The sequence below is a fragment of the Chroococcidiopsis sp. CCNUC1 genome (assembly GCF_023546805.1).
Taxonomy (GTDB): Bacteria; Cyanobacteriota; Cyanobacteriia; order Cyanobacteriales; family Chroococcidiopsidaceae; genus Chroococcidiopsis; species Chroococcidiopsis thermalis.
The window spans coordinates 1,861,993-1,886,869 of sequence record NZ_CP097480.1; the positions used below are offsets into that span (position 1 = coordinate 1,861,993).

The following is a 24,877-nucleotide window of genomic DNA, read 5'->3' on the forward strand; positions in this document are numbered from 1 at the left end:
TAACTACCCATGTCAATGAGTGATGATTTTATCTTCTATTTAGTTTCAAACACTGAGTCTGCTTTGAATTTGTACTAAGAGCTTCAGGTTAATACGTTTAATCCCATACCGTTGCTAATGACGTTTCACTTTTGTTTGTAAAAATTACAACCCGCATAAAACTGTACGAGGCTTAACAATTAACTGTCGAGTTCTTAGTTACTTATATGAACTCATTACAAGTTTAATCTATTTTGGATGTAAACGTCTATCAGTTATCAGTGACTAGTGGCTGGTGGCTAGTGGCTAGACAAGAATCTAGTTCCGCAGCGCCAAAGCGCCACTTCTCAACAACCAACAACAAATGACCAATGACCCATGACCCATGACCCATGACACTATTTAGCAGTATTGAGTTCGTCGAGCATAGACCAGACTTGTTGCATCAGTGCGTCCAATCCTTGACGGGTGACAGCTGAGATTGTTAAGACTTGCATTCCAGTCCGATCTTCTAACTGTTGAACGATCGCCTTTACCGTGGCTTCATCTACTGCATCGACTTTATTGAGAGCTAAGATTTGGGGACGTTCTGCTAGTCCGCGATCGTAAGCAATTAATTCTTGCTGGATAATTTGGTAGTCAGACAAAGGCTGTTCGCTACTAACGTCAACTAAATGGAGTAACAACCGAGTGCGTTCGATGTGACGTAAAAATTCGTGTCCTAACCCAGCTCCTTCATGCGCTCCCTCAATTAACCCAGGAATATCAGCAAATACAGTTCCGTCACCCGTTGGCTTGCGGACGACTCCTAAATTCGGTACTAGGGTGGTGAAAGGATAGTCGGCGATTTTCGGTTTAGCAGCAGATAAAGCAGAAATGAGAGTTGATTTTCCGGCATTAGGTAGTCCAATAATGCCAACTTCTGCCAACAGTTTTAACTCTAAGCGCAATAGTTTGTGTTCTCCAGGCAATCCTGGTAGAGCATACTCTGGAGCGCGGTTGCGGTTACTTAAGAAATATTTATTACCCAGTCCTCCCTTACCACCTTCAGCCACACACAAAACTTGACCGGAAAGGACGAGATCGCCGATAATTTCTCCAGTTTCCCGATCGTAGACAACCGTACCGCAGGGCACCTCAAGATATAGGTCTTCGCCTGCGCCTCCCGTGCAGTTATTCGGTCCACCACGTTCGCCATTTTTGGCTTTAAAACTGCGGGCGTACTGAAAATCTAGCAAAGTTTGCAGATTTTCCATTGCTACTAAGAACACAGAACCGCCTTTACCACCATTTCCGCCAGCAGGTCCGCCAGCAGGTACGTACTTTTCTCGGCGGAAGGCGACGATTCCATCGCCACCTTTACCAGCTAGCACTTCAATTTCCGCGCGATCGATAAATTGCATGATTGGTTATTTGTCATTGGTCATTTGTCATTTGTCGCATCTATGACTAATGACTCTTAAATATATTCTGAAACATCTTCGCCACAGTCATCTGCCAAGTAAGACAAGGCACGGAAGCGCAAGCCTACTAGTTGTTCGTATAGTGGGTTGAGCTTGCATAAAGGGGGAATGTGGACGACTTTATGACCGAAGAGTTTGATATCTCGTTCAAAAGGACATTGGGGAGGTATCATTTTACATAAAAAATGGGCAACTTTGGGATCGTGGATTTCTAACCCATCGAGCCAGTCGCGCACGGGGTGGAGTACATCTATATGAGGATGAGAACCTAACTCATCTTGCGGGCGATCGCCGCGATCGCATAGAGTATGACGCAGGGAGACAAGTACGTTATCTTGTAGACCGAGGGCGTGGCAGAACTGATGTAACAGATCGTCTTCGGGGGTAGAGTATGTACCATCGGCGATCGCCACCATGACAGCTGTGCGTAAAAAGTTTTCTGCCATGTTCTGGTTTTGTCCCAGCGCCGCAGCAAGTTCCTCTACTGTAATTGGTGTCATGGCACTTAGTTTGTCTGTGGGTTTTAATTCTCCTAGTGCCAGAGTCGGAATGAGTTCTCGTTCGTGTGCCTCAAAATCACCATCTGCCCAGGCTACTGCCAGTAAACCGCGCAGCCAAGCTTCAATTTGCTCTTGCGTATTTGGAGAAATTGCCAGATTTGTCATAAAGTTTCTACCTACAGATTTGCCAAAACATGCCGAAACAATATTAGCGTTAGCGAGAGCCTCGCTAGCGTAAACTAGTAAACCGAATTAATTGCCACAAGGATTGTTGCGTGACTTTATCAGAATTCGGATTGTTCTTAATTTCGATCCTAGCGAGTGTAGCTGGGCAATGGTTACTCAAAACAGGCGCATTAAAGTTAGGAAAAGTTAATGCCACTAATATGGTTAGCCATTTACTCGGAATCCTCAGCACTCCAGAACTGCTAGTAGGATTGGCTTGCTATGGCATGGGAGCATTCTTCTACATTCTGGTATTGACGAGAGTAAACCTAAGTGTTGCTGGTCCCGCTGCTTCCCTGTCCTATGTTTTCTCAGTCATATTGGGTTATTTTGTCTTTCGAGAGTCAATTCCTTTAAATCAAATCATTGCTTTAGGATTTATCGTTGCTGGAGTCATACTATTGGTATGGCGAAAGTAGAGACTGAGGGATTCGGAATTGAGAATTCGGAATTATTAACCTCTTGTCTTTCGTTTCATGTCTGCGATCGCGCATTGCTCTGCTGTACGGAAAGGTTGTAACCACAGAATTCTTGGCGATCGCACGGAGAGCTGCAAAATACTCGTCCCTATAAATCCTGACAACTGATAACTTCGTACAGACGTTACATGTAACGTCTGTACGCTGACAACTGAATCACCGATCTCTGCTGCCAAATTAAAACAATATAAATTTCGTTGTGCAGTTAGGCAAGAGCAACTTAATATCCTTACGGGGGATTGTGCGTATAAATAAAATTAGGCTAAATTCGATCGCATGTTTTATTGTAGAAGTGTAGGCTAGCTAATGTTGACACAAGCTTGGAATTCAACTGCTGATAGCGCAGTCGCATTATTACTACACTATATTTTCGACCTGGGTGGTCATAATGCTCGCGAATTAGTCGAACGCTGGCTGAGATTTTATCCGGCAAACTGGGTGCGCTTGGCAGCAATCGAAGCTCTTTACCAAGGTCGTTACAAGGCAGTCTCCGTCGAGCAAATCTTAAGTATCTGGCAGCGGCGAGGTCAGATTCAACCTCATTTCAATTGCGAGTTTGAGCGACTTGTCTGCGGCAACATTCAACCGCGCTTGAGCGCCCAGCCAAGCTACCCGCTATTACCCGAAGTTCATTATCGTCCAATCGCGATCGCACCTGTTACACCACTGAATCGTGGCGATCGCCGAACCAGTGAAGCGAGAACGGATACCACTTCTACTCAACCCAGGCAACTGAATGATGTTGCTCGTCACCTTCATAAAATTAGAGCTAACGCCAGTCATAAACGATCGGCTGCGGTTGCAGTCGTAGAGATTGCTCCTAATGCTACTCCTGCAACTGCTGAAAAACGTCAGGGATCGGAGCGAGAGAGTCAGCGCGATCGCCACGAATCCGATCTAAAGCGCCATCATCCTTTACCAAGTAGTGCTTCACCTAAATCGAGCGGTAGTTTCCACCAGCCACCAATTCGTCAATTTAACCCAGGAACTACAAAAGCTTCTGATTTTTGTACTAAACTCAAAGCAATTTCTCAGTATCACTAATAGCAGGGAGCAGGGAGCAGAGAAAGAAATATGGCTCCTAAGTTCTGACTTGGAGACTTCTCTCCCCTCTTCTTTGTCTCCCTCAGCTCTCTTTCCCGTTCCCTCAAAAATTAGCTTGCATTAAAAGCTTCTACTGCTTGTGCAGATGGCTGCACTCCGCCCATGCGAATTTCAGAGGTAAAGGAAGCCATGCTGAAGCCACCAAACCGCTTTAAGACGCTAACTCGCATCCGTAAATTAGGGCTAGCAAACCACAGTCTCTCTTCGGAAAACATGGTTTCGTACTCAGTAATTAGAGTCAGTGCTTTATCGCCGCCCATCATGTAACGTCCGGCAACAGGGGCTTTTTCAGCATAACCCATTTCCCGTAACAGCTTACCTTGGTTGGGATTGTCGGCATCAGGGACAGAAACCAGCACGGTAGAGCCAGTGTGTTTTTCTTCATCCCATTCCATCGTTCCATTCCAGCTGACTCGCGCCCCGCACGTTGCCAAGCCAGGTTCGATTCCATATTGTTCGCAAAGTTTCATGACCTCTGGGCAATCCAACGCCAGCGTTTCAATTACAATATCCGATTTGCCATCCTCAGCTTGTTTAAAGGCAAGGTGGTGACTGGTGCGATGGGAAAACCATTTACCAGCACTCAGCTCAAAAAACTCTTGAATATTCATGCAGCTACAATCCTAAAGCAACAGTTCTTAAAATTTCTCTTAATTTAGACTAACAAGAATAGGGTATGGGGTTTGGGGTAAGTTGATTCGGAATTCGGAATTCCGAATTCCGAATTCCGAATTCCCTAGTTTTCGCCCAAGCGTTGCAGTGAAATTCTGGCGGCTTCAGCGACTTGAAAATGATTGTCTTTTTCCATGTATTTAAGGGCGGAAACACTTTTAGGACTGGGAAGGTTGCCTAATGCTTCTGCTAGACGCTGTCTTACCAGCCAATCTTCCGCTTGAGCAAAGCGAAGAATTGGCTCGATCGCTTCTAAGTCTCTAATTTCGCCAATTGCCGCGATCGCTGCCTGTTGTATGACTATTTCATCACTATCTAAAGCTTGTAGCAAGACTTGCCGAGCGCGATGATCTTTGAGGTTGCCCAGCGATACTGCTGCACTAAAGCGGACTAGCCATTCTGTATCTTCATAGAAAGCCCGAATTAATGGTTCAACTCCACGCGGGTCGCCCAAATACCCTAACGCGCCAGCGGCATCAGCGCGAATGCCGTAGTCTGCGTCGGTTTCTAGCAAGCGCACTAAAATTGGATAGCATTCGTCTGTATGCTTTATACCTAGAGCAAATACAGCCATCGAGCGAATTTGCAAAATCTCATCATCGAGGACTTTTTTAATCAAAGGTACGGCTTCAACAGCTGGGACGTGACGCAGCTGGGCTAAAGCCACCATGCGATCGCGACTATTGGGGCTGTCTAGCTGAGCAGAAATTTCCTCTGTGCTAGGATGAGCCATGAATTTAGAACCACCTTTTACAATCTTCTCTAGTCTAGAATTATCATTCTTTGAGCCTATAAATAAATTCTTCCAATAGAAGTAATTGAAATGGTAATTGGTAATAGGTAGTTGGCTCGACCTTGGTTTGTCTTTGCGCCTCTGCGTCTTTGCGCGACATAAAAAAATCAATTACTAAAACCAGTCAAATTCCCCTATAAAAAGCTATCCGCTCTTACTAGGGATCTTGCGATCGAAGTAAGAGCGGTCTAGTTGGGTCTTCAGATTGAAACCTGACTGCCGGAAGGAACTCCAAACCAGCCTGGGTCTTTGAGTTATCTCAGTCTCAAAAAGACTAAGGCTAACTTTAGAGAACGGCTCCGGCGCGCAGCCGGCTAGCTTCAACCTGATGACCCATGCATTTACTACTTTCTATCATGGGCATCACCTCCTTGTTGCCTAAGCGGTCTTAGTCTCAAGAGGTCAGAGCGTTTAGCCCTGCCGTCGTTTGCTTTACTTACGATAACACACGATTTGCGTTTTGCGTGAAATCCAGTTATCAGTTGTCAGTTGTCGTAGGGGAGGACAGTTGTGTGCGGGGGTATCCCCCGTTGAGCAAACTGTCCGTGCGGGTGCGCGCCAGCAGATTCACGGGCTTTAGCCATAATCTTTGGTCAAAACCCGCCCGTACAGTTGTCAGTTATCGTCAACTGTCTTCATGGAGTGTAGCGCAGCGTTTACCGTCAACTATTCACCTTCTTCATAATTTAGCGATCGCCAAAACAAGATTTGATTAAGCAGAGCAATTTATGATACTTTTCATTATCCGTAGGGGAATGCTTTCAGCAGAATCGAAGCACGACTTATTGATTATGCTGGCAGCAAAACCCAAGCCTAAACTTTCTACCCTTCTATTTTTTATTGCCTTCAGCTTGGCTGTACCAGCATTTTTTAATCTCAAAGTTTGTCTTCCTCCAGCAATGTTTTGCTTTCTGCTAGGAAGCTTAGTAGAGGGAGTCGAAGTTGTAGCAGACAAGAATCAGAAGCATCGAGATAAAAGATTCAAAGCGTAGTCGATCTCATCAAAATGCAAAGCACAAAAAAGCCTCCACTAAGTTGTGGAGGCTATAGTTTATAAAAGGAAGAAAGTCAACATCCTATCGCAACCCATAGATTGCTGAGCATCAAGTCGAGAGGTTCGTAAAAACTTCTCTTGACAGATTAGAGTGCGTTACCGCGAGGTAGTACTTCCTCAGGGAACTCGAAGTTTTCGTGGGGTTGGTCTTGAGGAGCCATCCAAGCACGGATGCCCTCGTTAAGCAGAATGTTCTTGGTGTAGAAAGTCTCGAACTCGGGGTCTTCTGCTGCCCGCAGCTCTTGAGAGACGAAGTCATATGCCCGCAGGTTCACTGCCAAACCGACGACTCCCACTGCACTCATCCACAGTCCAGTTACAGGCACGAACAACATGAAAAAGTGCAACCAGCGCTTGTTGGAAAAGGCAATCCCGAAAATCTGCGACCAGAAACGGTTTGCCGTCACCATCGAATAGGTCTCTTCCGATTGAGTCGGGTTGAAAGCGGGGAAGGTGTTGGAGCTATCGCCGTCTTCAAACAGGGTGTTTTCCACCGTCGCCCCGTGAATCGCGCACAACAGCGCTCCACCTAGTACTCCCGCTACTCCCATCATGTGGAACGGGTTGAGCGTCCAGTTATGGAACCCTTGGAAGAACAGCAAGAAGCGGAAAATTGCCGCGACTCCAAACGAAGGCGCAAAAAACCAGCCGGACTGTCCTAAGGGGTAGAGCAAGAAGACGCTGACAAACACCGCAATTGGACCAGTGAATGCTAATGCGTTGTATGGTCTGATGCCGACCAAGCGAGCAATTTCTAACTGCCGCAGGCAGAATCCAATCAGCGCAAATGCTCCGTGTAAGGCGACAAATGCCCACAAGCCCCCGAGTTGACACCAGCGTGTGAAGTCCCAGTTCGCTTCTGGTCCCCACAAGAACAGCAATGAGTGTCCCATGCTGTTGGCTGGGGTCGATACGGCTACGGTTAAGAAGTTGGCTCCTTCTAGGTAGCTGCTGGCAATCCCGTGGGTGTACCACGAGGTGACGAATGTGGTTCCGGTCAGCCATCCACCTAGTGCTAGGTAGGCGCAGGGGAATAATAATAGCCCCGACCAGCCGACGAATACAAATCTATCGCGCTTGAGCCAGTCGTCGAGAACGTCAAACCATCCTCTTTGACTCGGTGCGCGTCCTACTGCGATTGTCATGAGGACAAATCTCCAAATCTTCTTATGATTACTTTTTCGCGAGCTTTACGCCCAACTTTAAAAGCGTTTACTTTCACGTTAGGCAGAAAGTAGACCGAGTTGTAAACTCACTTTACGAATCTTAACTCACTCTAATTATTATTTGTACAACTGACTGGTAAATTGCAACAACCCAATTGAATGAATTCGATCGCGAGATTGCCGGTCTTTTCCTGTCTCTAGCAAGATGGAACGCCTATTTAACCCCGTCTAAGGGCGTATCATTTGGAAAACATGATTGGATAATTTTATTAATTTTCTTCAACTTATAAGTTTTTCCTTGCTTCAGTTGCCGCAGCTGTCACACTTAGATCTTCCATTTCTGAGAAACGTTTGGTTGAAGTCATACCATCCACCTCAGCATCTGCATCGACATCATCAGCAAAAGGATTGTGGAAGAAAGACCCCGTTTGGGGTGGTAGAGTTGGATCGAGAACAATTTCTGCCAAACTTTTTGCGACTCCAGTTAGGGGAATGGCGAGAATCACACCTAAAAATCCGCCTAATTGCGCCCCCAGTAATAGAGAGATGAAAATAGCCACGGGCGATAAACCCGTCAGATTGCCCATAATCCGAGGTGCAACTAAATTATCTTTGATTTGTTGCAGGGCAACTGCGATCGCCAAAACCTGAAGCGCAAGCCACCAGTCGATAAAAGCAACCACGATCGCGACCGTACCAATACCTAAAGTCGCACCGATAAAAGGAATAACTTCTGTTAAGCCAATAAAAACGGCGAATAAGAGGAAAAACGGCACTCGCAGTGTTGAAAAAGCGATGGTGAGCGTGACAGCCATAAATAACCCTAGCAAAAGCTGTCCTGAGACAAAGCGCTGGAGATTGCGTTGCAAGGCAGCAGTTAAGCCAGAGCGAATTTGAGGCGAGAGGATACTCGTCAAACTATTCCACACCCGTTCCCCATCAATCAGCATGTAGAAGGAGAGGACTAAAATTAGAATTGCGTCCAAAAACCAATTAAACGTACCGATCGCCAAGCCTAGACTTTTAACTGCGATCGCTTCAGCCTGGGTTTGCAGCCGATCCAATAACAGCGATACAAGCAACTGGACATCAAAGGGTAAGTTATACTGAGCGCTCCAGGCTTGAAAAGTATTTAATTGTTCCTGAGCCGAATCGACAATGGTTGGTAAGTTATTCACCAACTGCCGCGCTTGGTTAAATACAAGCGGTACTACAGTCAACGCGACAATCGCAAAGACAAATCCCGCTCCCAAGTAGACGAGTCCAGCTGCTAACGTGCGGGGTAAAAAAGTTTGCAATCCAGCTACGGCATAGTTAAGCAAAAAGGCAATTAGAGCGGCGCTAATGACAATACTTAATAATTCGCCCACATAACCCAAGGCTCGAAGCGTCACCGACACTGAAACCAAGATTAGCAGCCAAGTGATCAGAAATTGTTGAATCGGTAAAAAGGCGCGGTTCATCGTTAGTGAGTGGTGAGTGGCTAGTGGCTAGTGGCTAGTAGTAGATAGGGTGTGGGGTGTGGGGTGTGCGTGGTGAGTCAATTCTCTCCCTCAGCTCCCTCAGCTCCCCCAACTCCCTCAGCTCTCTTTCCCCTGCTCCCTTTAAAATGTAATGTCTCTGCGGGATTTAAAGCATCTTCTGACACGGGGAGGAAAAGATCGAAAAGATTTTTCAAACAACTCGCGATCGGAACGGCTGTGATTAAACCCAGTAATCCCCCAATTTTAGTCCCTACTGCCAAAGCTATTAGCACTCCTATCGGGCTTAAGCCTGTAAAACTACCCAGTAACCGAGGAGCGATCGCTTGATCGATAATTTGGTCAACTACTACAGCTACCGCTAATGTTTTGGCTCCCAGCCAGAAATCATGTACGGCGACTAACAGTCCAACGAGGCTGAAACTTAAAACGTCTCCAAAGGGAATTAAAGTCATTGCGCCGATTCCTAAGCCGAATAGCAATCCGAAAGGAACTCCTAAAGCCACAAATGCTAAAGTCATGGCTGTACCGACTAGTGCGGCTAGTGCCACCTGACCGATCAGATAATTTTGAAAGTTTTGCTGAAGCGATCGCTGTAGTGGAATACTCCAGCGAGATGGTAAACGTCCAAAAATGCCATGCCAAAGCCGTTCGCCGTCCAATAAGAGATAAAACGTTAGCACGACGGTTAAAATCGCCTCGGAAACGCTATCAATCGTGCCAATAATTAGCATTACTAGTTCTTCGCCTAGAAACTGTAATTCATCTGGGAGGCGATCGCTCACTTGTGTGGTTAAATGAGTCAGATCGAAAGGTAACTGCTGCGTTTCTACCCAGGTGTCTATCATTTTTAGCTTTGCCGTTCCAGCGTCAATCCATTGCGGTAGTAGTCTCGCACCTTCGCTTAACTCTTCTACAAGTAGCGGAATTAAGGTAATACCTAAAGCTATCGATGTGACTAAGGCTATGAGAAAGACTAAGAATACTGCATATTGGCGTTGTACTTGGCGCTGTTGAAGCCACTGCACGGGGTAATTCAGAATGAAAGCTAATACCGCTGCTAAGCCGAATATGGCGATCAGAGGTTGAAAATACTGAAAAACTAGGAGTGCCAGCCATCCATTAAATACAAGTAAGGGGAATGGCAGAGCGATCGCCAACCATTGCCACAATTTATTTTTGGAACCATTCATACCCTTTCACACCTAGCATCAGCCTGCGATCGATTTTCGCTCAAAAGATGCAATGCTCACCTCTTTCTTGCGATTCCATCAGGTAGTTCAGTTGCAAAGGTTAAGATGAGAGCAGCTTAGTCACGATGTTGAAGGTAAAATGTTCACGATCGACTTGACAATCAAAAATACAGCCTTTCCGGTGTCAGTACAACGGAAGGAAACTGCGGATGCAGAAGCAGCATACAATCAAATTCTGGCAGCAATGCGCAGTGGAAATCCAGAAATTATCGAATTGACGTGCGATCGCCAGCCAGAAAAGAAAGTCGCCGTCCGTACCAGCGAAATTTCTGGGGTGCAGATCTCGCAAAAAGACAGCACGGCTGCTGGCAAAACCCCTGGCTTTTTTGCCTTTACCGAATCTAAATAACTAGCTGGGGTGTCAATGGCTGAATCTGCCATTCAAGTTCGGGATTTGTGCTTTAGTTGGTCTAGCGGAGAACAAGTTTTTCAATCTCTCTCTTTAGAAGTACCAAAGGGAGAGTTTTGGATGTTGTTGGGAGTCAACGGTAGCGGTAAGTCTACTTTACTGCGGTTGTTAGCAGACTTGTTAACACCTCAGTCCGGTCAAATTGGCATCGTGCATCCAGTTGGCTTTGTCTTCCAAAATCCCGATCACCAACTCGTAATGCCCACTGTGGGGGCTGACGTGGCTTTTGGGTTGGTGGAAGAAAAACTCTCCATCTCCCAAGTCCGTCAGCGAGTCACAGAAGCGCTGGCTGCGGTAAATTTATTAGAACTACAGCGTCGTCCGATTTATGCCCTGAGTGGAGGACAAAAGCAGCGCGTTGCTATTGCTGGGGCGATCGCCCGTCGTTGCGAAGTTCTGTTGCTTGACGAACCTACAGCCCTCCTCGATCCCGATAGTCAACTCGATCTGGTGGCGCAGGTGCAAAATTTGGTGAAAAGTCGGGGAATGACAGCCCTTTGGGTGACGCATCGTCTCGACGAGTTGAACTATTGCGACGGTGCTTTTTTACTCGAACGCGGCTGTCTGATCGATCGGGGAGAACCAAAACGGTTGCGACAAAAACTGATGGAAGTCGCAGCATAGGACACAGCAAGGGCTTGGCACTGCCAAGCCCTTGCTATTTCCCCCTGAGTGTCATGCGTGATACGCAAACAAAGATTAAAATTGTGAATAATAAATTTTATATTTAGTAACATTCACAGCGAACCATGTCACCCCCTTCGACTCAACCTGTTTTGCTAGTAGACGGCTACAACATCATTGGCGCTTGGCAACACCTGAAAATAGCCCGCGATCGCGACGGACTAGAGGCAGCGCGGTGGCAGTTGGCAGAAGCTTTAATTAGTTACAGTGCTTTTAAGGGATTAAGTACTCAAATTGTTTTTGACGCTCAGTATCAGCAGACTATTGGGACTCAAGAAGTCAAAACAGAAAATCTATCTGTATACTACACCAATTTCGGCGAAACGGCAGACACATATATAGAAAGAATCTGCGCGGCATACTACAGGCAGTATTTAAACCGCTCGCTCTGTTCCCGTTTGATTGTTGCTACCTCCGATCGCGCTCAGCAACTAACTGTAATGGGTTACGGTGCGGAATGGCTCTCAGCATTGCAACTGAGACAGGAAGTGGAGGCGGCTACGATGCGATCGCGCCGCAAACACAAACAAGCCAAACAATCATCAGGGAGATTTCTGGCTTCGGCGATCGACCCGAAAGCGCGGCAAAAGCTAGCTAAAATGCGTTTTGGCTTGTAAATTTGGTGCGACAGAAAATAAAGTCTCAAAAAAATTAGTCAGGGACTTGCAAAACCTGTTTATAAGGGTTATTATAAATATTCGCAATCCTCAGTAGCTCAGTGGTAGAGCGGTCGGCTGTTAACCGATTGGTCGTAAGTTCGAATCTTACCTGGGGAGTTAATCAAACTATTCTCGAAAAGTCTCAGCTGTTTCATCGAATTAAAACAGCTGACGGAAAAGCGATCGGCGGCTAGACTAGACGCAGCTGAGCATAGGAGAGTCTAGCATGAAAGACCGCGACTACACTTTAATTATTGACAAAAGCGGCAGTATGTCCACTCCCGACCAACAAGGGGGTAAAAGTAGATGGGAAGTTGCTCAAGAGTCTACTTTAGCAGTGGCGCGAAAGTGCGAACAGTTCGATCCTGATGGTATTACCGTGTATGTTTTTTCCGGTAAATTTAAGCGTTACGATGATGTAACTTCGGCGAAAGTCTCTCAAATTTTTTTGGAAAACGATCCGGTGGGGACGACGAATTTAGCATCTGTGCTGCAAGATGCAACCAATAACTACTTTCAACGCAAAGCCAAAGGACAGACAAAACCAGAGGGAGAAACGATTGTCGTTGTCACCGATGGAGAACCAGACGATCGCCGTGCGGTGTTTGAAGTTATCATCAATGCTACCCGTCAAATGGAACGGGATGAAGAACTGGCTATTTCAATGATCCAAGTTGGTTCCGATCCGCAAGCCACCAAATTTCTCCAAGCTTTAGACGATCAATTGCAGGGAGTTGGTGCTAAATTTGATATTTGCGACACTGTGACTTTAGATGACTTAGAAGATATGAGTCTATCTGAAGTGCTGATGAACGCTATTGGTGATTGAGCTAGAATGGCGATCGCAACTCGCTCAATCTAAAGGAAACCATTGTAGTCATGCTGGAAAATCGGGATTACACTTTAATTATTGATAAAAGTGGCAAGCATGGCTACGCCAGATCGAAAAGGTGGTAAAAGCCGTTGGATAGCAGCACAGGAATCTACTTTTGCTTTAGCGAGTAAATGCGAACAATTCGATCCTGACGGCATTACTATTTACTTGTTTTCGGGAAAATTCAAATGCTACGAGAACGTGACGGTGAGTAAAGTTACGCAAATATTTCAGGAAAACGATCCATCGGGTAGTATGGATTTAGCAGCAGTTTTGAAACACGCTACAGATGATTACTTCGATCGCAAAGCTGCCAAACAAACTAAACCTAATAGTGAGACAATGCCATTAAAGATTAAAGAACACCTATGGATGAGATCGATCGCCTCTTATCTCAACTCAAGACAGAAAATGAGCAGCCGCAACCTGCAAAACCCAATCCTCAACCACCAGCAGCAGCTCAATCGAGTGGTGCGATCGATCGCTTATTAGAACAGGTAAAATCTGACTACGATCGCCAGGATAGAGAACAAGAAGAAATTAGACAAGCACAATTAAAAGCCGAACAACTGAAACAGCAGCAAATTCAGCAGCAAAAGCGAGAAGCGTTGAAACAAACAGCTCAAAAGTGGCTGAAAGAATTAGATCCGTTTTCTCCTGAAGGATTGTGGTTTGAACGATTTGCTGAAAAATACGAATCAAAATTAGCAGCAGCGATTGATTATTTGCTGGAGAATCCAGGATAAAATTTTTATTTGGAAAAGCTTTATTTAAAATGTCGCGCAAAGACGCAGAGGTGCAAAGCGAATTCATTATACCTCGACGCGATCGCATCATCATTACATTTGAATTGTTGATACGTCAACTCGTACCATTTCGATCTGACTGCGCCACGGAAGATCCCCCAACCCCCTTAACAAGGGGGCTATGAGCGACCGATTTAGTGCAAGGATAAATAGAATTGGTATCGATACACGAGCATATCCTTGAAACAAAACGCGATCGCCAGAAATAGCAAAAGCTCATCCGCCACTATCTTATTCCCTTTGCGCCTTTGCGTCTTTGCGTGACAAAATCTCTTGCGATCGCCCTTCCCCAAGCATGGGATCATAGAGAATTGTTAGAAGCAGAAAACTATGCCTTGTTGCTAGATATATTGTTGAATTCTCTGCCTCAGCCATGCCAGCTGAACCGCAGACGCACTATCCGCTGTGTTTAACAGGTAAACGTGCCTGTCCGCCAGAAGACTGCGGTGGAGTTTGGGGTTATGCAGAATTTTTAGAGGCAATTCAAGATCCACCAGAAGCCTTTTACCTAGACCAAGTAAATCAACAGTTAAAGCGGATTCGGTGAAACGGCTAAGTCAACAATTTTGACTTTTAACTTTTGACTTTTATTCTTCTTCGAGTACTTCGTTAACTGGGAAACGATCCATCAGTTGAATTGCCCGATAAGCATTGCGACGTAAAGATTCTGACAAAAATGGAACGTGAGGAATTTGAGAGAGTAAATCTAACGTTCGGCGCAGCAATCTGACGACATCACCTTCATCTAAACTCGTATTAGCACATAAGTCCGTCCATTCTACGCCTAGCGACCACTGCTCGATTAAAGCTACTAAATCGTATTCCAACCAAATTGGAATTGTGACGTTATAGCGCCGCTGTAATTGAAATAACTGTCGCCGAATCGGACGGATACTCGCCAAGGCAATATCGACTTCTTCTGATAAGAGATAGCGTACCCAACTATCGGGGCGGGGTGTTTCCGTGACTAGCGCCGCGATCGCCGCAGCAAGGTGATGGGGTGCTAGATTGTCTAATTCGCCACTGGCAAGGGCTAAACCCAACCACAGTTCGTTATCTCCTCTGACAGCAGCAGCAACTTTGCCTAAGTTGGTTGGCGTAAGATCGTCCAAAGCCCCAAATCGCTGCAAAATTTCCATTAAGTGCAGAAATTCTTCCCAGTGACGGTGCGCGTAACGTTCTAACTCTGCCTGTCTTTCCTCGATTTCCGTTTGCAGTTGAGCAATTCTAGTCTTGCGTTTGAGAATACTGGCGGGATTGCCTAGATGATGCAAAGGATGGGCTGTTAGTTGCTCTTGTACGGCAATAACTCGGTGTTGTTGTTCTAGAACCTCCGGTGCAGCGTGCCACGGAGGTAGGTCGGGAATTTGTGCCGCAATTGTTGCTGTTTCTTCATTCCCTTTACGCGCTTGCCCTGGTTTGAGGGGCATTTCTACAGGCGGCATCAGATGTTCGGGAATATCTAATCGAGCAAATTCGGCAAATAAATCTGCTATATCGCTACTAGCTGCTACGTACCAGCGATTATCTCGACCCAAACAAATAAAATAAGGTGCTTGTCCCGAACCAGGAATTTTCGCTACCAACACCGCTGGGATGGGCGTTGATGTTTGGACATGCTTGCCGCGCAAACTCAATAACGTACCCGACATGGCAAAATTAATCGTCAGGCTCAATTGCTCTATTCGTGCCTCTAATGCCTGTTCTTCCAGTACCTTCAAGAGTTGGCGTTCGACTTTGAGCCGTTGTCGCAATTTCTCATAATGATTTAACCGATCCTCATCGACCGACTGCATTTGAGTTTGCAAGTCGGCAAGTCGATCTTCCATCTCGGCGATCGCATCGTATTGGGGTTTCAAATACAATGTGGCGAGATACTGCCCAAAACTACGCTCGATCAGCTCTTTCGCTTCTGCTAAATTATGAATTTGCAGTAGATTTAACACCATGCCGTAGCTGGGAGCAAACTGACTCACTAGCGGGTCTGGTTTAGCAGTGGCTAGATATACAGCTTCTTTCGCGCCTTCAAATGGCGTTTGCAAAGTGACGACGTGACCGAGCTTATCCATACCTCGCCGTCCGGCGCGTCCTGCCATTTGCAAGAATTCGGAAGGATTGAGCAAGCGGTGTCCGCGATCTGTACGTTTGGATAAGGTAGAAATTACTGTCGTCCGCGCAGGCATATTAATTCCTGCCGCTAGGGTTTCAGTCGCGAAGACAACTTTAATTAAACCCTGCTGAAACAATTCTTCTACTAACCCCTTCCAGGCTGGTAATATACCCGCGTGGTGAGCGGCAATACCGCGATAGAGAGGTTCTACTTGTCCGACACGTCCTGCATCTGGGTTGCGGCGCAAAAATTCATCAATTTGGATTTTGAGTTGAGCCGCTTCTTCTAAATTAACTAGCGTTACGCCTGCTAGTTCCTCGACGGCTTTATCGCAACCGCGACGGCTGAAAATAAAGTAAATGGCTGGTAGCATATCTCTAGAGTAGAGATGCCCCACGGTGTCAATTAACTTAGGAGTTTCCGGTCTGGGTCCTTGCTTTCTGTCGCTACTACCCTTTTTCGGTCGCAGTCGCGGATTGATTTTTCCAGTCTTGGGATCGAGTAAAGGAAATATTCCTTTAGGATTGCCAAAATAAAATTCGAGCGGAACGGGACGAAATTCAGAATAGATTAGCTCTGTGGGTCCATGAACGCGACAAATCCAATCTGTCAGTTGGTCGCTATTGGCGATCGTGGCTGAAAGTGCCACCAGTTGAATATCTGGCGGACAATAAATGATAGATTCTTCCCATACTGTCCCCCGCTGGCGATCGTTCATGTAATGGCATTCATCCAAAACCACCGCTTCTACACCTTCAAGGGATGTTCCCACTTCACCAATGGGAGTACCGTAGAGCATATTACGAAAAATTTCCGTAGTCATCACCAAGATTGGTGCATCACGGTTGATCGAAACATCGCCTGTTAACAATCCGACCAAATCTGCCCCAAAGCGATCGCGAAAGTCGCGTAATTTTTGATTCGATAGCGCTTTGAGCGGCGTAGTGTAAAAAACTCTCTTGCCTCTAGAGAGGGCGCGATAGATCGCGTATTCCCCAATTAAAGTTTTGCCAGAACCCGTAGGCGCACATACAACTACGGAGCGATTGGCATTCAGTGCCGCGATCGCCTGTCGTTGAAACTCATCCAGCTCAAACGGAAAGATACTCTCTAGATTTAGGTCAGCTTGCAGTTGGGGAATTTTCACTCAATAATTTATGCAACACCCTTTATTAATAGAGTAACCAATCTTGGAAATTTAGGGAGCAGGGGAAAAGAGAGCTGAGGGAGATAAGGGGGACAAGGGGGACAAGGGAGAAATTAGTCATGCACCACGTACCACGCACCACTCTCTACTGATTCCCTAGTTCTCGCGATCGCCTAGTTGCAGCAACTACGGCTTCAATTAGGGCAGAACGAAAGCCTGCTTTTTCTAAGGCTGATACTCCAGCAATTGTCGTTCCGCCGGGGCTGGTGACGCGGTCTTTTAATTCGGCTGGGTGAATGCTTGTTTCTTGTAACAGCTGCAACGTGCCTTTGACGGTTTGCTGGGCGAGTTGGTTAGCAATATTTCGGGGTAAGCCTGCGGCTACGCCACCATCGGCTAATGCTTCTACTAAGATGGCTACATAAGCCGGACCCGAACCAGAAAGTCCCGTAACGGCATCCATTAGCGACTCTGAAACTTCTACGACTTCTCCTACTGCTGAAAAGAGTTGTAGGGCAATTTGTTTGTGAACGTCGCTGGCGCGATCGCCTAGAGCGATCGCCGTCATACCTGCGCCAACTGTAGCAGGGGTATTGGGCATTGCCCGAATAACTGGTAAATGAGGAAAAGCCTTCTCTAGCTGCTGTAAGGTTACGCCTGCCATGATGGAAATTATCAACGGCAATTGTGTTGTAGTAGGGGCGCCCAGCTGTGCGCCCCTATTGGATACATCTGCCAAGTCTTGGCTAATTGCTGCAAATACCTGCGGTTTTACTGCCAATACAACTGTATCTGCCGATAAGACTTTGGCATTTTCTGTTGTTACTTGAATGCCATATTGTTGCTGCAAAAAATTGCGACGTGACGGCTGCGGATCGCTGGCTATGACTTCTAAAGGTTGATAAATTCGCCCACTAATAAGGCGGGATAAAATGGCTTCTCCCATTACCCCGCCACCAATAATACCTAACTTAATTGACGATTTTTCCATAGCGATCGGCTCATAGCTATCAGTCTGTTTTGTCATGTGTCATTTGTCGTTTGTCATTTGTATTTATTGATGTTTGTAACCAATGACTCATGACTGATGACGTATTGACCGTCTAGGAGCTGAAGAACCGTATTTTAACCAGATTGAGCTATTCTAGTCGATTCAGCCGTCCATGCGGGTGCGGGTGCGCTCATGCGCTGGGGACGTGTAGGTACGGCTTGTGGGAGGTCGTGACCTAGAGTTCCTGGAGTTGTGACTTGAACGCATAGCGGTGTAAACAGGAAGATGCTTTCACCCACTCGCTCTTGGTGTCCGTCCATCGCGTAAGTTCCGCCAGCCACAAAATCCACAGCGCGCTGTGCTTGGTCTGGTTCCATCATTGTTAAATTTAACACCACCATCTTGCGATCGCGCAGAGCTTGAATGGCTTGTGGCATTTCCTCAAAGGAACGCGGCTCCATCAGAACTACTTCGTAATTACCGTTCAATGCTCCATGCATATCAATTACATTCCCTTTACCACCTGCGTTAACTTGATTCCAGCGACGCTGCTGGCGCGTTTCTTTTTCTGGTACAGGGGTAGGTTCGGGTGAGTATGCCTCATCCCCTGATTCTTCAATATCATCGAATTCGTCTTCGTATTCGTACTCTTCGTTAGTACCAACGAGCCAATGCTTCAGCTTAGAAAACGTACTCACTTCACTCTCCCTTGCGTTACACGCTACAAATCTACTGGGAAAAACCGTTTCGAGCAACTACCAAATAAGCAATGATTTAGAAGTTGGCGTTCATGTTATCCGCCTTTTTGAGGTTTCACTGCGAATCTTAGCAATTCTTGAAATTTGATAAATCGCCTTTTTTGTAGTCAAATTTACAAGTTTCGGCTATTTCTCAGCTTGAATTTTGACTTCACAGTATACAGTTGTCAAGTCTATTTTTCGGAAATTTTTAATATTCACTTTGGTTTTTCTTCCAAAAGTTATTTGACATGCGAAATAATAAATTAGAAACTGAGGACTAAGAATTATCTGAGAAGTCAACCGATCTCTGGTCACTGGTCACTGGTCACTGGTCACTGCTCCCTGATAAACGCGATCGCCAAAAATTATCCGTCCTAAACGTACCATCGTTGCTCCAGCTTGGACGGCTAATTGGTAATCGTCAGACATTCCCATTGATAGCTGGTGCATTTGAAGATTAGACCAGTGTTGCTGCCGAATTTTGTCAGCCAAATCGCGAGTTTGCTCGAAGAAATTGAGAATTTCGGCATCATTCAAATCTAAGGGTGGAATTGCCATCAAGCCTTCGATTTGCAGGTTGTGGCAGCGATTTAGTTCTGGTAAGCTGGCTAACAAGTCGGGAATAGTCCAACCGGACTTATTCGGATCGCTGAGAATTTTGACCTGCAAACACACTTGAGGACGGCAACATAACTCTTGTGCCAGTCGGTCTAGACGTTGAGCCAACTTTAAGCTATCGAGAGAATGAATCCATTGAAAAAGTTCTACAGCTCTTTTGGCTTTGTTGCTTTGCAAACTACCAATCAAGTGCCAAGTGATATCTGGTAAATCTTGTAACTGTTGCTGTTTGCTGGCGGCTTCTTGAATGCGACTTTCGCCGAAATCCCGAATTCCGGCTTGATATGCTACTCGCATCGCCTCTACGGATACCTGCTTGGTGACGGCGATTAACCGGACGGTAGCTGGTAGTTGTTGACGGATAAGCGCAATACGTTCGGCAATCTGATTAGTCATTGGAAGGTAGCTTGCAAAGTCTTCTGTAATCGATCGTACTCCTGGTATTGACCGTTACGACGTAAGAACCGCAGTCGAGTCTCCAATAGTAAGCGAGCTTCAGAACGACTCACTGGCTCGAATTTCATCCCTGAAGCTTCAATCGTCACTAAAAAAAACAAGCGCTGGGCGTAGAGGGTAGTGAAAAGTTCTTGATGTTCTTCCAAAAGGCAGATGCGGAATAACAACCCAAATGTAGGATGATTCAAATAATTTTCTGTATTCATCAACAGCGATCGCAGCTTAAAACATGTATTTTATGGCAGTGAGGTATATCGATTGTCTAAATTTGTAATTTGTATTTCATTATTCACAATTTGTTTTAAGTTTATTGAGATAATTTCTAAATTCTTCTGTCTTTATGTAGAACTATAAAGTTGCTGACAGCGATCGCCTTGAGGATCGCTCCTAAGAACAGACGAGGATTGCCGTAGCGATCGCGTAATCTCCGTCATGGCTCAAACTCAACTGCCACTGCAACTGTCCCCAAGAATCTACCATTGCTAACGCTCGTGCGTGTAGTTGCACGGTAGGAACGCCGCTCGGTTGACGGCAAATCTCAACGTCAGTGTAGCCTACGCCCAGCCAGCCAGTCCCCAAAGCTTTGACTACAGCTTCTTTCGCCGCCCATCTACCAGCTAGTTTATTCATCACATTACGACTAGGAGCATTTTGCTCGTAACGACAATCCAATAGCTCATTTGGCGTGTAGACGCGCTGCAAAAAGCGATCGCCAAATTGCCCTATTACCTTCTCAATTCGAGGAATATAAATAATATCCGTTCCTAACCGTAGCATCAGTTGTCAGTTGTCAGTGAAGAAAGGGAGCAGGGAGCAGGGGGAATTACTTGTGAATGCGCGACTTACGACTTCATTCTTCTGTCCTTTTTAAGGCGATGATTTGGGCTTGAGCTTTGTGCAAGGACTCATACCATTCTCGCTCGGGGTCGCTGTCAGCAACGATCCCCGCTCCAACTTGTCCCCAAACTTGATTGCGGGAGTCGGGAGTTGGGAGAGTGGCTAGTGGCTGGTGGCTAGTGGCGCGTGGTTTTTCTTCCTCAGCGCCCTCAGCTCTCTTACTCTGCTCCCTGCTCCCTGCTCCCTGCTCCCTACCATACAGCAGAGTCCGAATCAAAATATTTAAGTCTAAATTACCGCGCCAGTCTAAGTAACCGCAGGAACCGTAAAACAAGCTGCGGCGGACTGGCTCCAATTCTTCAATAATTTCCATGCAACGGACTTTGGGACAGCCAGTAATCGTACCCCAGGAAACGCGGCGCGAATTAAATCGATCGCATTGTATTCTGGTTTAAGCGTGCCAGTAATATTACTCACAAGATGCATGACGTGACTGTATCGCTCGATCGCTAATAATTCATCGACGACGACAGAACCCCATTCGCAAACACGCCCTAGATCGTTACGTTCCAAATCTACAAGCATGATATGTTCGGCAATTTCCTTTGTATTGCTTAACAACTCCTGAGCTAAATCGCAGTCTTGTGCAGGAGTGACTCCCCGCGATCGCGTACCTGCAATTGGTCTGGTTTGGACTTGACGATCGCGTAATTGTACTAATCTTTCTGGCGAACAGCTAATGACTGCTCCCCAAGGAGTCTGCCAATAACTAGCAAAGGGAGACGGATTAATTTGTTGCAGTGCTTGATAAATTTGCCAACTACTGGCGATCGTGCTGGTTTCAAATCGCAAAGAAAGATTTGCCTGAAAAATGTCTCCAGCTTGAATGTACTTTTTTGCTCGGCAGACAGCCGTTTCGTATTCTTCTTGGGTAGTGAGTAGTGAATGGGTAATTGGTAATTGGTAATTGGTAATTGGTTGTTGGTTGTTGGTTGTTGGTTTTGAATTTTGACTTTTAACTTTTAAATTTTCAAGTCGTTCTTGTAGCTCGTTTAGCTGCTGTGGTGCGGAGACAGCTAGCCACAATATTTGTTCTGAGTGGTCGAGAACGGCAAAACATTCAGGTTCGTACCAATAAGCTGTAGGAAATGGTAAGGGATCTGATTTTACATAGGGTAACTTTTCAATCTCCCAAGCCAGATCGTACCCCAACCAACCCAACCACCCTCCAGTGAAAGGGAGGGAGTCGGGAGTCGTAGGGGCGGGTTTAGGAAAAGATTCACGGCTTCCATCAATAGATTTTTGCTTCATACCCGCTCGTACAGGGGAGTCGGGGAATTTTGACTTTTGACTTTCGACTTTTGAATTTTGAATTGCTCCCTTACATTCCAATAGCTGCTGCAAGAATGGCAAAATCTCCCCGACGGGTGGTGTCCACAGTTGCGGCTGTCCGTCGATAATGCGGGGTGTGCCAGCACAGATAGAGTAACGCGCCAGTTGAGAACGGTCTTGAGATATTGGAGCAGGACTCTCTAGTAGAGTTGCGATCGCGTCTGGATTATCATCAGGGCGAAATAGGGCTGCAAATACTTCAGAACCGCTACGTTGTTCTAAAGGAAGCGATCGCCAATACCAAGGCTGCATGGGTTTCATTTCAAACCTCATTACCCCAAGTTAGACGTATTCCCCAAAATGCAACCAAACACACCAAGGCAATCCAGTCTCTAGTAGTAAAACGCAGCTGATGCCATTGGACGCGATGAGTATTCGGAGTGGTAAATCCTCTCACTGTCATCGCTTTAGCCATTTGCTCGGCTCTCAGAAGTAAGTTTTCTAACAATCGTTCTGCCACTACCATCCACACCCGCAATGCTCCCTTGATGCCTAGCTTTTTCCAATTTATTGCCCGGGTTCGCACGGAACGAATCAGATTTTGCACTTCTTCCATCACCAGGGGAATAAATCGCAATGACAGCGTTAGAGTCAGCGCAATTTCAGTTACGGGCAATTTAAACCGTCGCAAAGGTAGCATCAAGCTTTCCAAACCTGCGGTAATTTCTTCTGGTGCGGTTGTGAGTAAATATAAATTCGTGCTGTAAATCAAAGTAAACAGGCTCGTACTCAAGCGTAATGCCAGCTCGACCGAGCGGCGCGTTACCGTAATTATCCAATATTGAAATAAAACGTATTGGTAGTTGGTAGTTGATTGACGATTGACAGTTGACGGTTGACGTTGTTCCCCTGGTCCCCCTTGTCCCCTCTGCTCCCGACTCCCTGCTCCCGCGTCAAACTCATTGCCTAAAACCAACATCTCACCCTGTTCGGCAGTTGGCAAGCGGGGTTGAGGATCTACGCCTAAACCGTCAGGACTTACCGCGCCCAAAATTAAGACGAAAAATGACAACGTGAGCAGCCAACCCATTTGTTGTCGCCAAACTCGCCAGGGAATCCCTGCTGTTAAAGTAATCAAAATGAGTAAGATGACTAAACTTACTCGGTAGAGAGAGTTTGCCATAATTGGCGCTGCTAAAAAGCTGAGCAACCAAGCCAATTTCACCCTCGGATCGAGTCGATGCAGCCAAGCAATCGGTTGTTCTAGATATAACCCTATGGGTAGCGATCGCAGTAAGTCCATTTCAACCAGGGAGCAGGGAGTAGGGAGTAGGGAGCAGGGGGAAGAGAAACTCGCGGAGCTATTCCAAGTCGCAAGTCGAAATTAATTCCGAATTCCGAATTCCGAATTCCGAATTCTCCTACACGCGGGTAGCGCGATTTGAGCTTTTTTCTACGTCGCGGGCTTGTTTGCTACGCCAGAATAACCGAATCGGCGTGCCAGTATAACCTAGTTGTTGGCGAAATTGTCGCTCGATGTATCGACGATAGTTGTCGTTGAAGCGCTTGGCATCGTTGACGAATAACGCGATCGCTGGAGGTTGAACGCTGACTTGCGTGCCATAATAAATTCTTCCTTGTCGTCCTTGGCGAGTTACTGGGGGAGAATGCCACCTCAAAGCCTCTTCAATTACTTCGTTGACAACTGCTGTAGAGACGCGACGCTTGTGAGATTCGGCGGCTCGGTTTACTAATTCTAAAATTTTTTCTACTCGTTGTCCGGTCGTGGCACTGACAAAAATTGCCTCTGCCCAGTCTAGAAACTGCATTCGCTCTCGCAGGTTTTTTTCGTAGTCGTAAATTGTGTATGTATCTTTTTCGATCGCATCCCACTTGTTCACGACCAGAACGCAAGCCCGTCCTTCTTCAACAATACGTCCGGCGAGTTTTTGATCTTGTTCGGTCACGCCGTCGAGCGCATCAATGACGAGTAAAACCACGTCAGCGCGGCGAATTGCCTTAAAAGCACGATTGATGCCAAAAAATTCGGGTCCGTATTCGACGTTTTTCTTTTTGCGAATTCCGGCTGTATCGATTAAGCGATAGGTTTGTCCTTGGTGTTCGACCACGGTATCGATTGAATCGCGTGTCGTACCAGAAATTGGACTGACGATCGCTCGACTTTCGCCGACAAAAGCGTTCAACAAGCTAGATTTACCAACGTTCGGTCTACCGACAATCGCTACAGCAATCTCATTTGTTGGAGTAATTTCTTCAGGTTGGGGTAAGTGGGCGATCAGTTGGTCTAACAAATCTCCCGTACCGTTGCCATGAATGCCAGAGACAGCATACGGTTCGCCTAGTCCTAGTTCCCAAAACTGCGCTGCCTGCATCAGACCTTGTTCGGGTGATTCACATTTATTGACAGCAAGTAGCACGGGTAAGGATTGTTGCCGCAACCACGCCGCCACTTCCTCATCGGCTGGCAGTGGTCCGGTTTGACCGTCAACGACAAATAGCACTGCACTGGCTTCGCTCAAAGCTACCATGACCTGCTGTCGGATCAGGGGTAAAAATTCGGTGTCGTCGTCGAAGACCAAGCCGCCTGTATCGACTACCAAAAATTCGCGATCGCACCAGTACGCAGGCATGTAAGTGCGATCGCGCGTCACGCCTGGTTCGTCATAGACAATCGCCTCCTGTACTCCAGCCAGGCGATTAGCAAGCGTAGATTTGCCCACGTTAGGGCGACCGACTATGGCAACAATTGGCAAAGGCATATAAGTGGCTGAAGCATCAAACTTTCATTGTAGCGACTCTCTAGAGTTTCGATCGCAACTTGAGTTGAAAGAGAATTTTTGGGCAAAATTTTTTTTTCGATTGAAATATTCTTTAAGTAAAGTAGTTTTTTTGACAAACTACTTAAACAAACTAAATCAAATTCAGTTTTACGCGATCGCGGATTTCCTGTATTATTCCTTTAAACAAATGAGACAAAGCAGTAAAAATTGCCTCTTTCTAACTCTTGTTGGAACTTGGCTATCT

General features: G+C 46.2%; 27 protein-coding genes, 1 tRNA gene and 3 pseudogenes. 13 read left to right on the forward strand and 18 right to left on the reverse strand.

The features are described from left to right. Positions 1–377: 377 nt before the first annotated feature. Positions 378–1,382 (reverse strand): GTPase ObgE, encoded by a 1,005-nt coding sequence (obgE, locus tag M5J74_RS08720; protein WP_015153739.1) that lies wholly within the window; start codon positions 1,380–1,382, stop codon positions 378–380. 56 nt (positions 1,383–1,438) lie between these two features. Then, positions 1,439–2,107 (reverse strand): Mo-dependent nitrogenase C-terminal domain-containing protein, encoded by a 669-nt coding sequence (locus M5J74_RS33350; RefSeq protein ID WP_015153740.1) that lies wholly within the window; start codon positions 2,105–2,107, stop codon positions 1,439–1,441. A gap of 110 nt (positions 2,108–2,217) precedes the next feature. On the opposite strand from M5J74_RS33350, the gene M5J74_RS08735 reads away from it, so the two are divergent. Beyond that, on the forward strand, positions 2,218–2,586 hold the full coding sequence (locus M5J74_RS08735) for an EamA family transporter (protein WP_015153741.1): 369 nt from the start codon (positions 2,218–2,220) through the stop codon (positions 2,584–2,586). 35 nt (positions 2,587–2,621) lie between these two features. Here the strand turns inward: M5J74_RS08735 and M5J74_RS08740 are convergent, their stop codons facing one another. After that, positions 2,622–2,822 carry a hypothetical protein gene (locus M5J74_RS08740; RefSeq protein ID WP_250016310.1) on the reverse strand — a complete coding sequence of 67 codons (201 nt, stop codon included), beginning with the start codon at positions 2,820–2,822 and terminating at the stop codon, positions 2,622–2,624. 130 nt (positions 2,823–2,952) lie between these two features. On the opposite strand from M5J74_RS08740, the gene M5J74_RS08745 reads away from it, so the two are divergent. Beyond that, the gene (locus M5J74_RS08745; protein ID WP_106170829.1) at positions 2,953–3,690 is read left to right on the forward strand and encodes a hypothetical protein; all 738 of its coding nucleotides are present in this window, start codon (positions 2,953–2,955) and stop codon (positions 3,688–3,690) included. Between the two features lie 110 nt (positions 3,691–3,800). On the opposite strand, the gene M5J74_RS08750 is transcribed toward M5J74_RS08745, so the two are convergent. Together M5J74_RS08750 and M5J74_RS08755 are read right to left on the reverse strand one after the other, a co-directional pair. Further along, positions 3,801–4,361 (reverse strand): phycobiliprotein lyase, encoded by a 561-nt coding sequence (locus tag M5J74_RS08750; RefSeq protein ID WP_015153743.1) that lies wholly within the window; start codon positions 4,359–4,361, stop codon positions 3,801–3,803. A gap of 125 nt (positions 4,362–4,486) precedes the next feature. Next, positions 4,487–5,155, reverse strand: coding sequence for a HEAT repeat domain-containing protein (locus M5J74_RS08755; RefSeq protein ID WP_015153744.1), 669 nt, complete (start codon positions 5,153–5,155; stop codon positions 4,487–4,489). Between the two features lie 572 nt (positions 5,156–5,727). On the opposite strand from M5J74_RS08755, the gene M5J74_RS08760 reads away from it, so the two are divergent. Together M5J74_RS08760 and M5J74_RS08765 are read left to right on the forward strand one after the other, a co-directional pair. After that, a complete protein-coding gene (locus M5J74_RS08760; RefSeq protein ID WP_250016311.1) occupies positions 5,728–5,931 on the forward strand; it encodes a hypothetical protein in 204 nt (67 codons plus the stop codon). A gap of 12 nt (positions 5,932–5,943) precedes the next feature. Next, positions 5,944–6,207 carry a hypothetical protein gene (locus M5J74_RS08765; protein ID WP_015153745.1) on the forward strand — a complete coding sequence of 88 codons (264 nt, stop codon included), beginning with the start codon at positions 5,944–5,946 and terminating at the stop codon, positions 6,205–6,207. Between the two features lie 148 nt (positions 6,208–6,355). Here the strand turns inward: M5J74_RS08765 and psbD are convergent, their stop codons facing one another. From psbD to M5J74_RS08780, 3 genes are all read right to left on the reverse strand, one after another. Beyond that, complete coding sequence (psbD, locus tag M5J74_RS08770) at positions 6,356–7,414, reverse strand: photosystem II D2 protein (photosystem q(a) protein) (protein ID WP_015153746.1); 1,059 nt, start codon at positions 7,412–7,414, stop codon at positions 6,356–6,358. A gap of 305 nt (positions 7,415–7,719) precedes the next feature. Beyond that, a complete protein-coding gene (locus tag M5J74_RS08775; RefSeq protein WP_106548184.1) occupies positions 7,720–8,898 on the reverse strand; it encodes an AI-2E family transporter in 1,179 nt (392 codons plus the stop codon). 77 nt (positions 8,899–8,975) lie between these two features. Next, positions 8,976–10,109 carry an AI-2E family transporter gene (locus tag M5J74_RS08780; protein WP_250016312.1) on the reverse strand — a complete coding sequence of 378 codons (1,134 nt, stop codon included), beginning with the start codon at positions 10,107–10,109 and terminating at the stop codon, positions 8,976–8,978. A gap of 139 nt (positions 10,110–10,248) precedes the next feature. Here M5J74_RS08780 and M5J74_RS08785 point away from each other — a divergent pair, with 139 nt between their 5' ends. From M5J74_RS08785 to M5J74_RS08825, 9 genes and pseudogenes are all read left to right on the forward strand, one after another. Continuing rightward, positions 10,249–10,518, forward strand: a complete 270-nt coding sequence (locus tag M5J74_RS08785; RefSeq protein ID WP_039715888.1) for a hypothetical protein — start codon at positions 10,249–10,251, stop codon at positions 10,516–10,518. 15 nt (positions 10,519–10,533) lie between these two features. After that, entirely contained in the window at positions 10,534–11,202 is a 669-nt protein-coding gene (locus tag M5J74_RS08790) for an energy-coupling factor ABC transporter ATP-binding protein (RefSeq protein ID WP_015153750.1), read from the forward strand. Between the two features lie 125 nt (positions 11,203–11,327). Next, positions 11,328–11,879 carry an NYN domain-containing protein gene (locus M5J74_RS08795; protein WP_015153751.1) on the forward strand — a complete coding sequence of 184 codons (552 nt, stop codon included), beginning with the start codon at positions 11,328–11,330 and terminating at the stop codon, positions 11,877–11,879. A gap of 87 nt (positions 11,880–11,966) precedes the next feature. Further along, positions 11,967–12,038: transfer RNA gene (locus M5J74_RS08800), tRNA-Asn, on the forward strand. Between the two features lie 109 nt (positions 12,039–12,147). Then, on the forward strand, positions 12,148–12,750 hold the full coding sequence (locus M5J74_RS08805) for a VWA domain-containing protein (RefSeq protein WP_250016313.1): 603 nt from the start codon (positions 12,148–12,150) through the stop codon (positions 12,748–12,750). A gap of 50 nt (positions 12,751–12,800) precedes the next feature. Next, a pseudogene (locus M5J74_RS08810) lies at positions 12,801–13,140 on the forward strand (VWA domain-containing protein); the annotation flags it as partial. A gap of 23 nt (positions 13,141–13,163) precedes the next feature. Then, positions 13,164–13,541 (forward strand): salt stress protein, Slr1339 family, encoded by a 378-nt coding sequence (locus tag M5J74_RS08815; protein WP_106168626.1) that lies wholly within the window; start codon positions 13,164–13,166, stop codon positions 13,539–13,541. A 29-nt stretch (positions 13,542–13,570) separates the two neighbouring features. Beyond that, positions 13,571–13,726, forward strand: a complete 156-nt coding sequence (locus tag M5J74_RS08820) for a hypothetical protein (RefSeq protein ID WP_250016316.1) — start codon at positions 13,571–13,573, stop codon at positions 13,724–13,726. A 248-nt stretch (positions 13,727–13,974) separates the two neighbouring features. Continuing rightward, positions 13,975–14,148: a hypothetical protein gene (locus tag M5J74_RS08825; protein WP_084739144.1), complete on the forward strand. Its 174-nt coding sequence runs from the start codon at positions 13,975–13,977 to the stop codon at positions 14,146–14,148. A 40-nt stretch (positions 14,149–14,188) separates the two neighbouring features. Here M5J74_RS08825 and M5J74_RS08830 read toward each other — a convergent pair whose 3' ends face one another. The 10 genes and pseudogenes from M5J74_RS08830 to der all read right to left on the reverse strand — a co-directional run bounded on the left by M5J74_RS08830 (position 14,189) and on the right by der (position 24,612). Continuing rightward, positions 14,189–16,858 carry an RNA helicase gene (locus tag M5J74_RS08830; protein WP_106168627.1) on the reverse strand — a complete coding sequence of 890 codons (2,670 nt, stop codon included), beginning with the start codon at positions 16,856–16,858 and terminating at the stop codon, positions 14,189–14,191. Positions 16,859–17,003: 145 nt separating this feature from the next. Beyond that, positions 17,004–17,885 (reverse strand): pyrroline-5-carboxylate reductase, encoded by an 882-nt coding sequence (proC, locus tag M5J74_RS08835; protein WP_181246434.1) that lies wholly within the window; start codon positions 17,883–17,885, stop codon positions 17,004–17,006. Between the two features lie 98 nt (positions 17,886–17,983). Further along, positions 17,984–18,547 carry a cell division protein SepF gene (locus M5J74_RS08840; protein WP_015153756.1) on the reverse strand — a complete coding sequence of 188 codons (564 nt, stop codon included), beginning with the start codon at positions 18,545–18,547 and terminating at the stop codon, positions 17,984–17,986. A gap of 360 nt (positions 18,548–18,907) precedes the next feature. Continuing rightward, positions 18,908–19,603, reverse strand: a complete 696-nt coding sequence (locus tag M5J74_RS08845; protein WP_106168628.1) for a YggS family pyridoxal phosphate-dependent enzyme — start codon at positions 19,601–19,603, stop codon at positions 18,908–18,910. Beyond that, positions 19,600–19,869 carry a transcriptional coactivator PipX gene (pipX, locus tag M5J74_RS08850; protein ID WP_015153758.1) on the reverse strand — a complete coding sequence of 90 codons (270 nt, stop codon included), beginning with the start codon at positions 19,867–19,869 and terminating at the stop codon, positions 19,600–19,602. The genes M5J74_RS08845 and pipX overlap by 4 nt, the downstream gene beginning before the upstream one ends. Before the next feature lie 181 nt (positions 19,870–20,050). Beyond that, positions 20,051–20,440, reverse strand: coding sequence for a holo-ACP synthase (gene acpS, locus M5J74_RS08855; protein ID WP_015153759.1), 390 nt, complete (start codon positions 20,438–20,440; stop codon positions 20,051–20,053). Between the two features lie 73 nt (positions 20,441–20,513). Then, positions 20,514–21,475 (reverse strand): annotated as a pseudogene (locus M5J74_RS33355) (chorismate-binding protein). Positions 21,476–21,529: 54 nt separating this feature from the next. After that, a pseudogene (locus tag M5J74_RS33360) lies at positions 21,530–22,153 on the reverse strand (aminodeoxychorismate synthase component I); the annotation flags it as partial. A gap of 1 nt (position 22,154) precedes the next feature. Then, entirely contained in the window at positions 22,155–23,135 is a 981-nt protein-coding gene (locus M5J74_RS08875) for an energy-coupling factor transporter transmembrane protein EcfT (protein ID WP_106217507.1), read from the reverse strand. Between the two features lie 118 nt (positions 23,136–23,253). Then, the gene (der, locus tag M5J74_RS08880) at positions 23,254–24,612 is read right to left on the reverse strand and encodes a ribosome biogenesis GTPase Der (RefSeq protein ID WP_015153762.1); all 1,359 of its coding nucleotides are present in this window, start codon (positions 24,610–24,612) and stop codon (positions 23,254–23,256) included. Between the last annotated feature and the right edge of the window lie 265 nt (positions 24,613–24,877).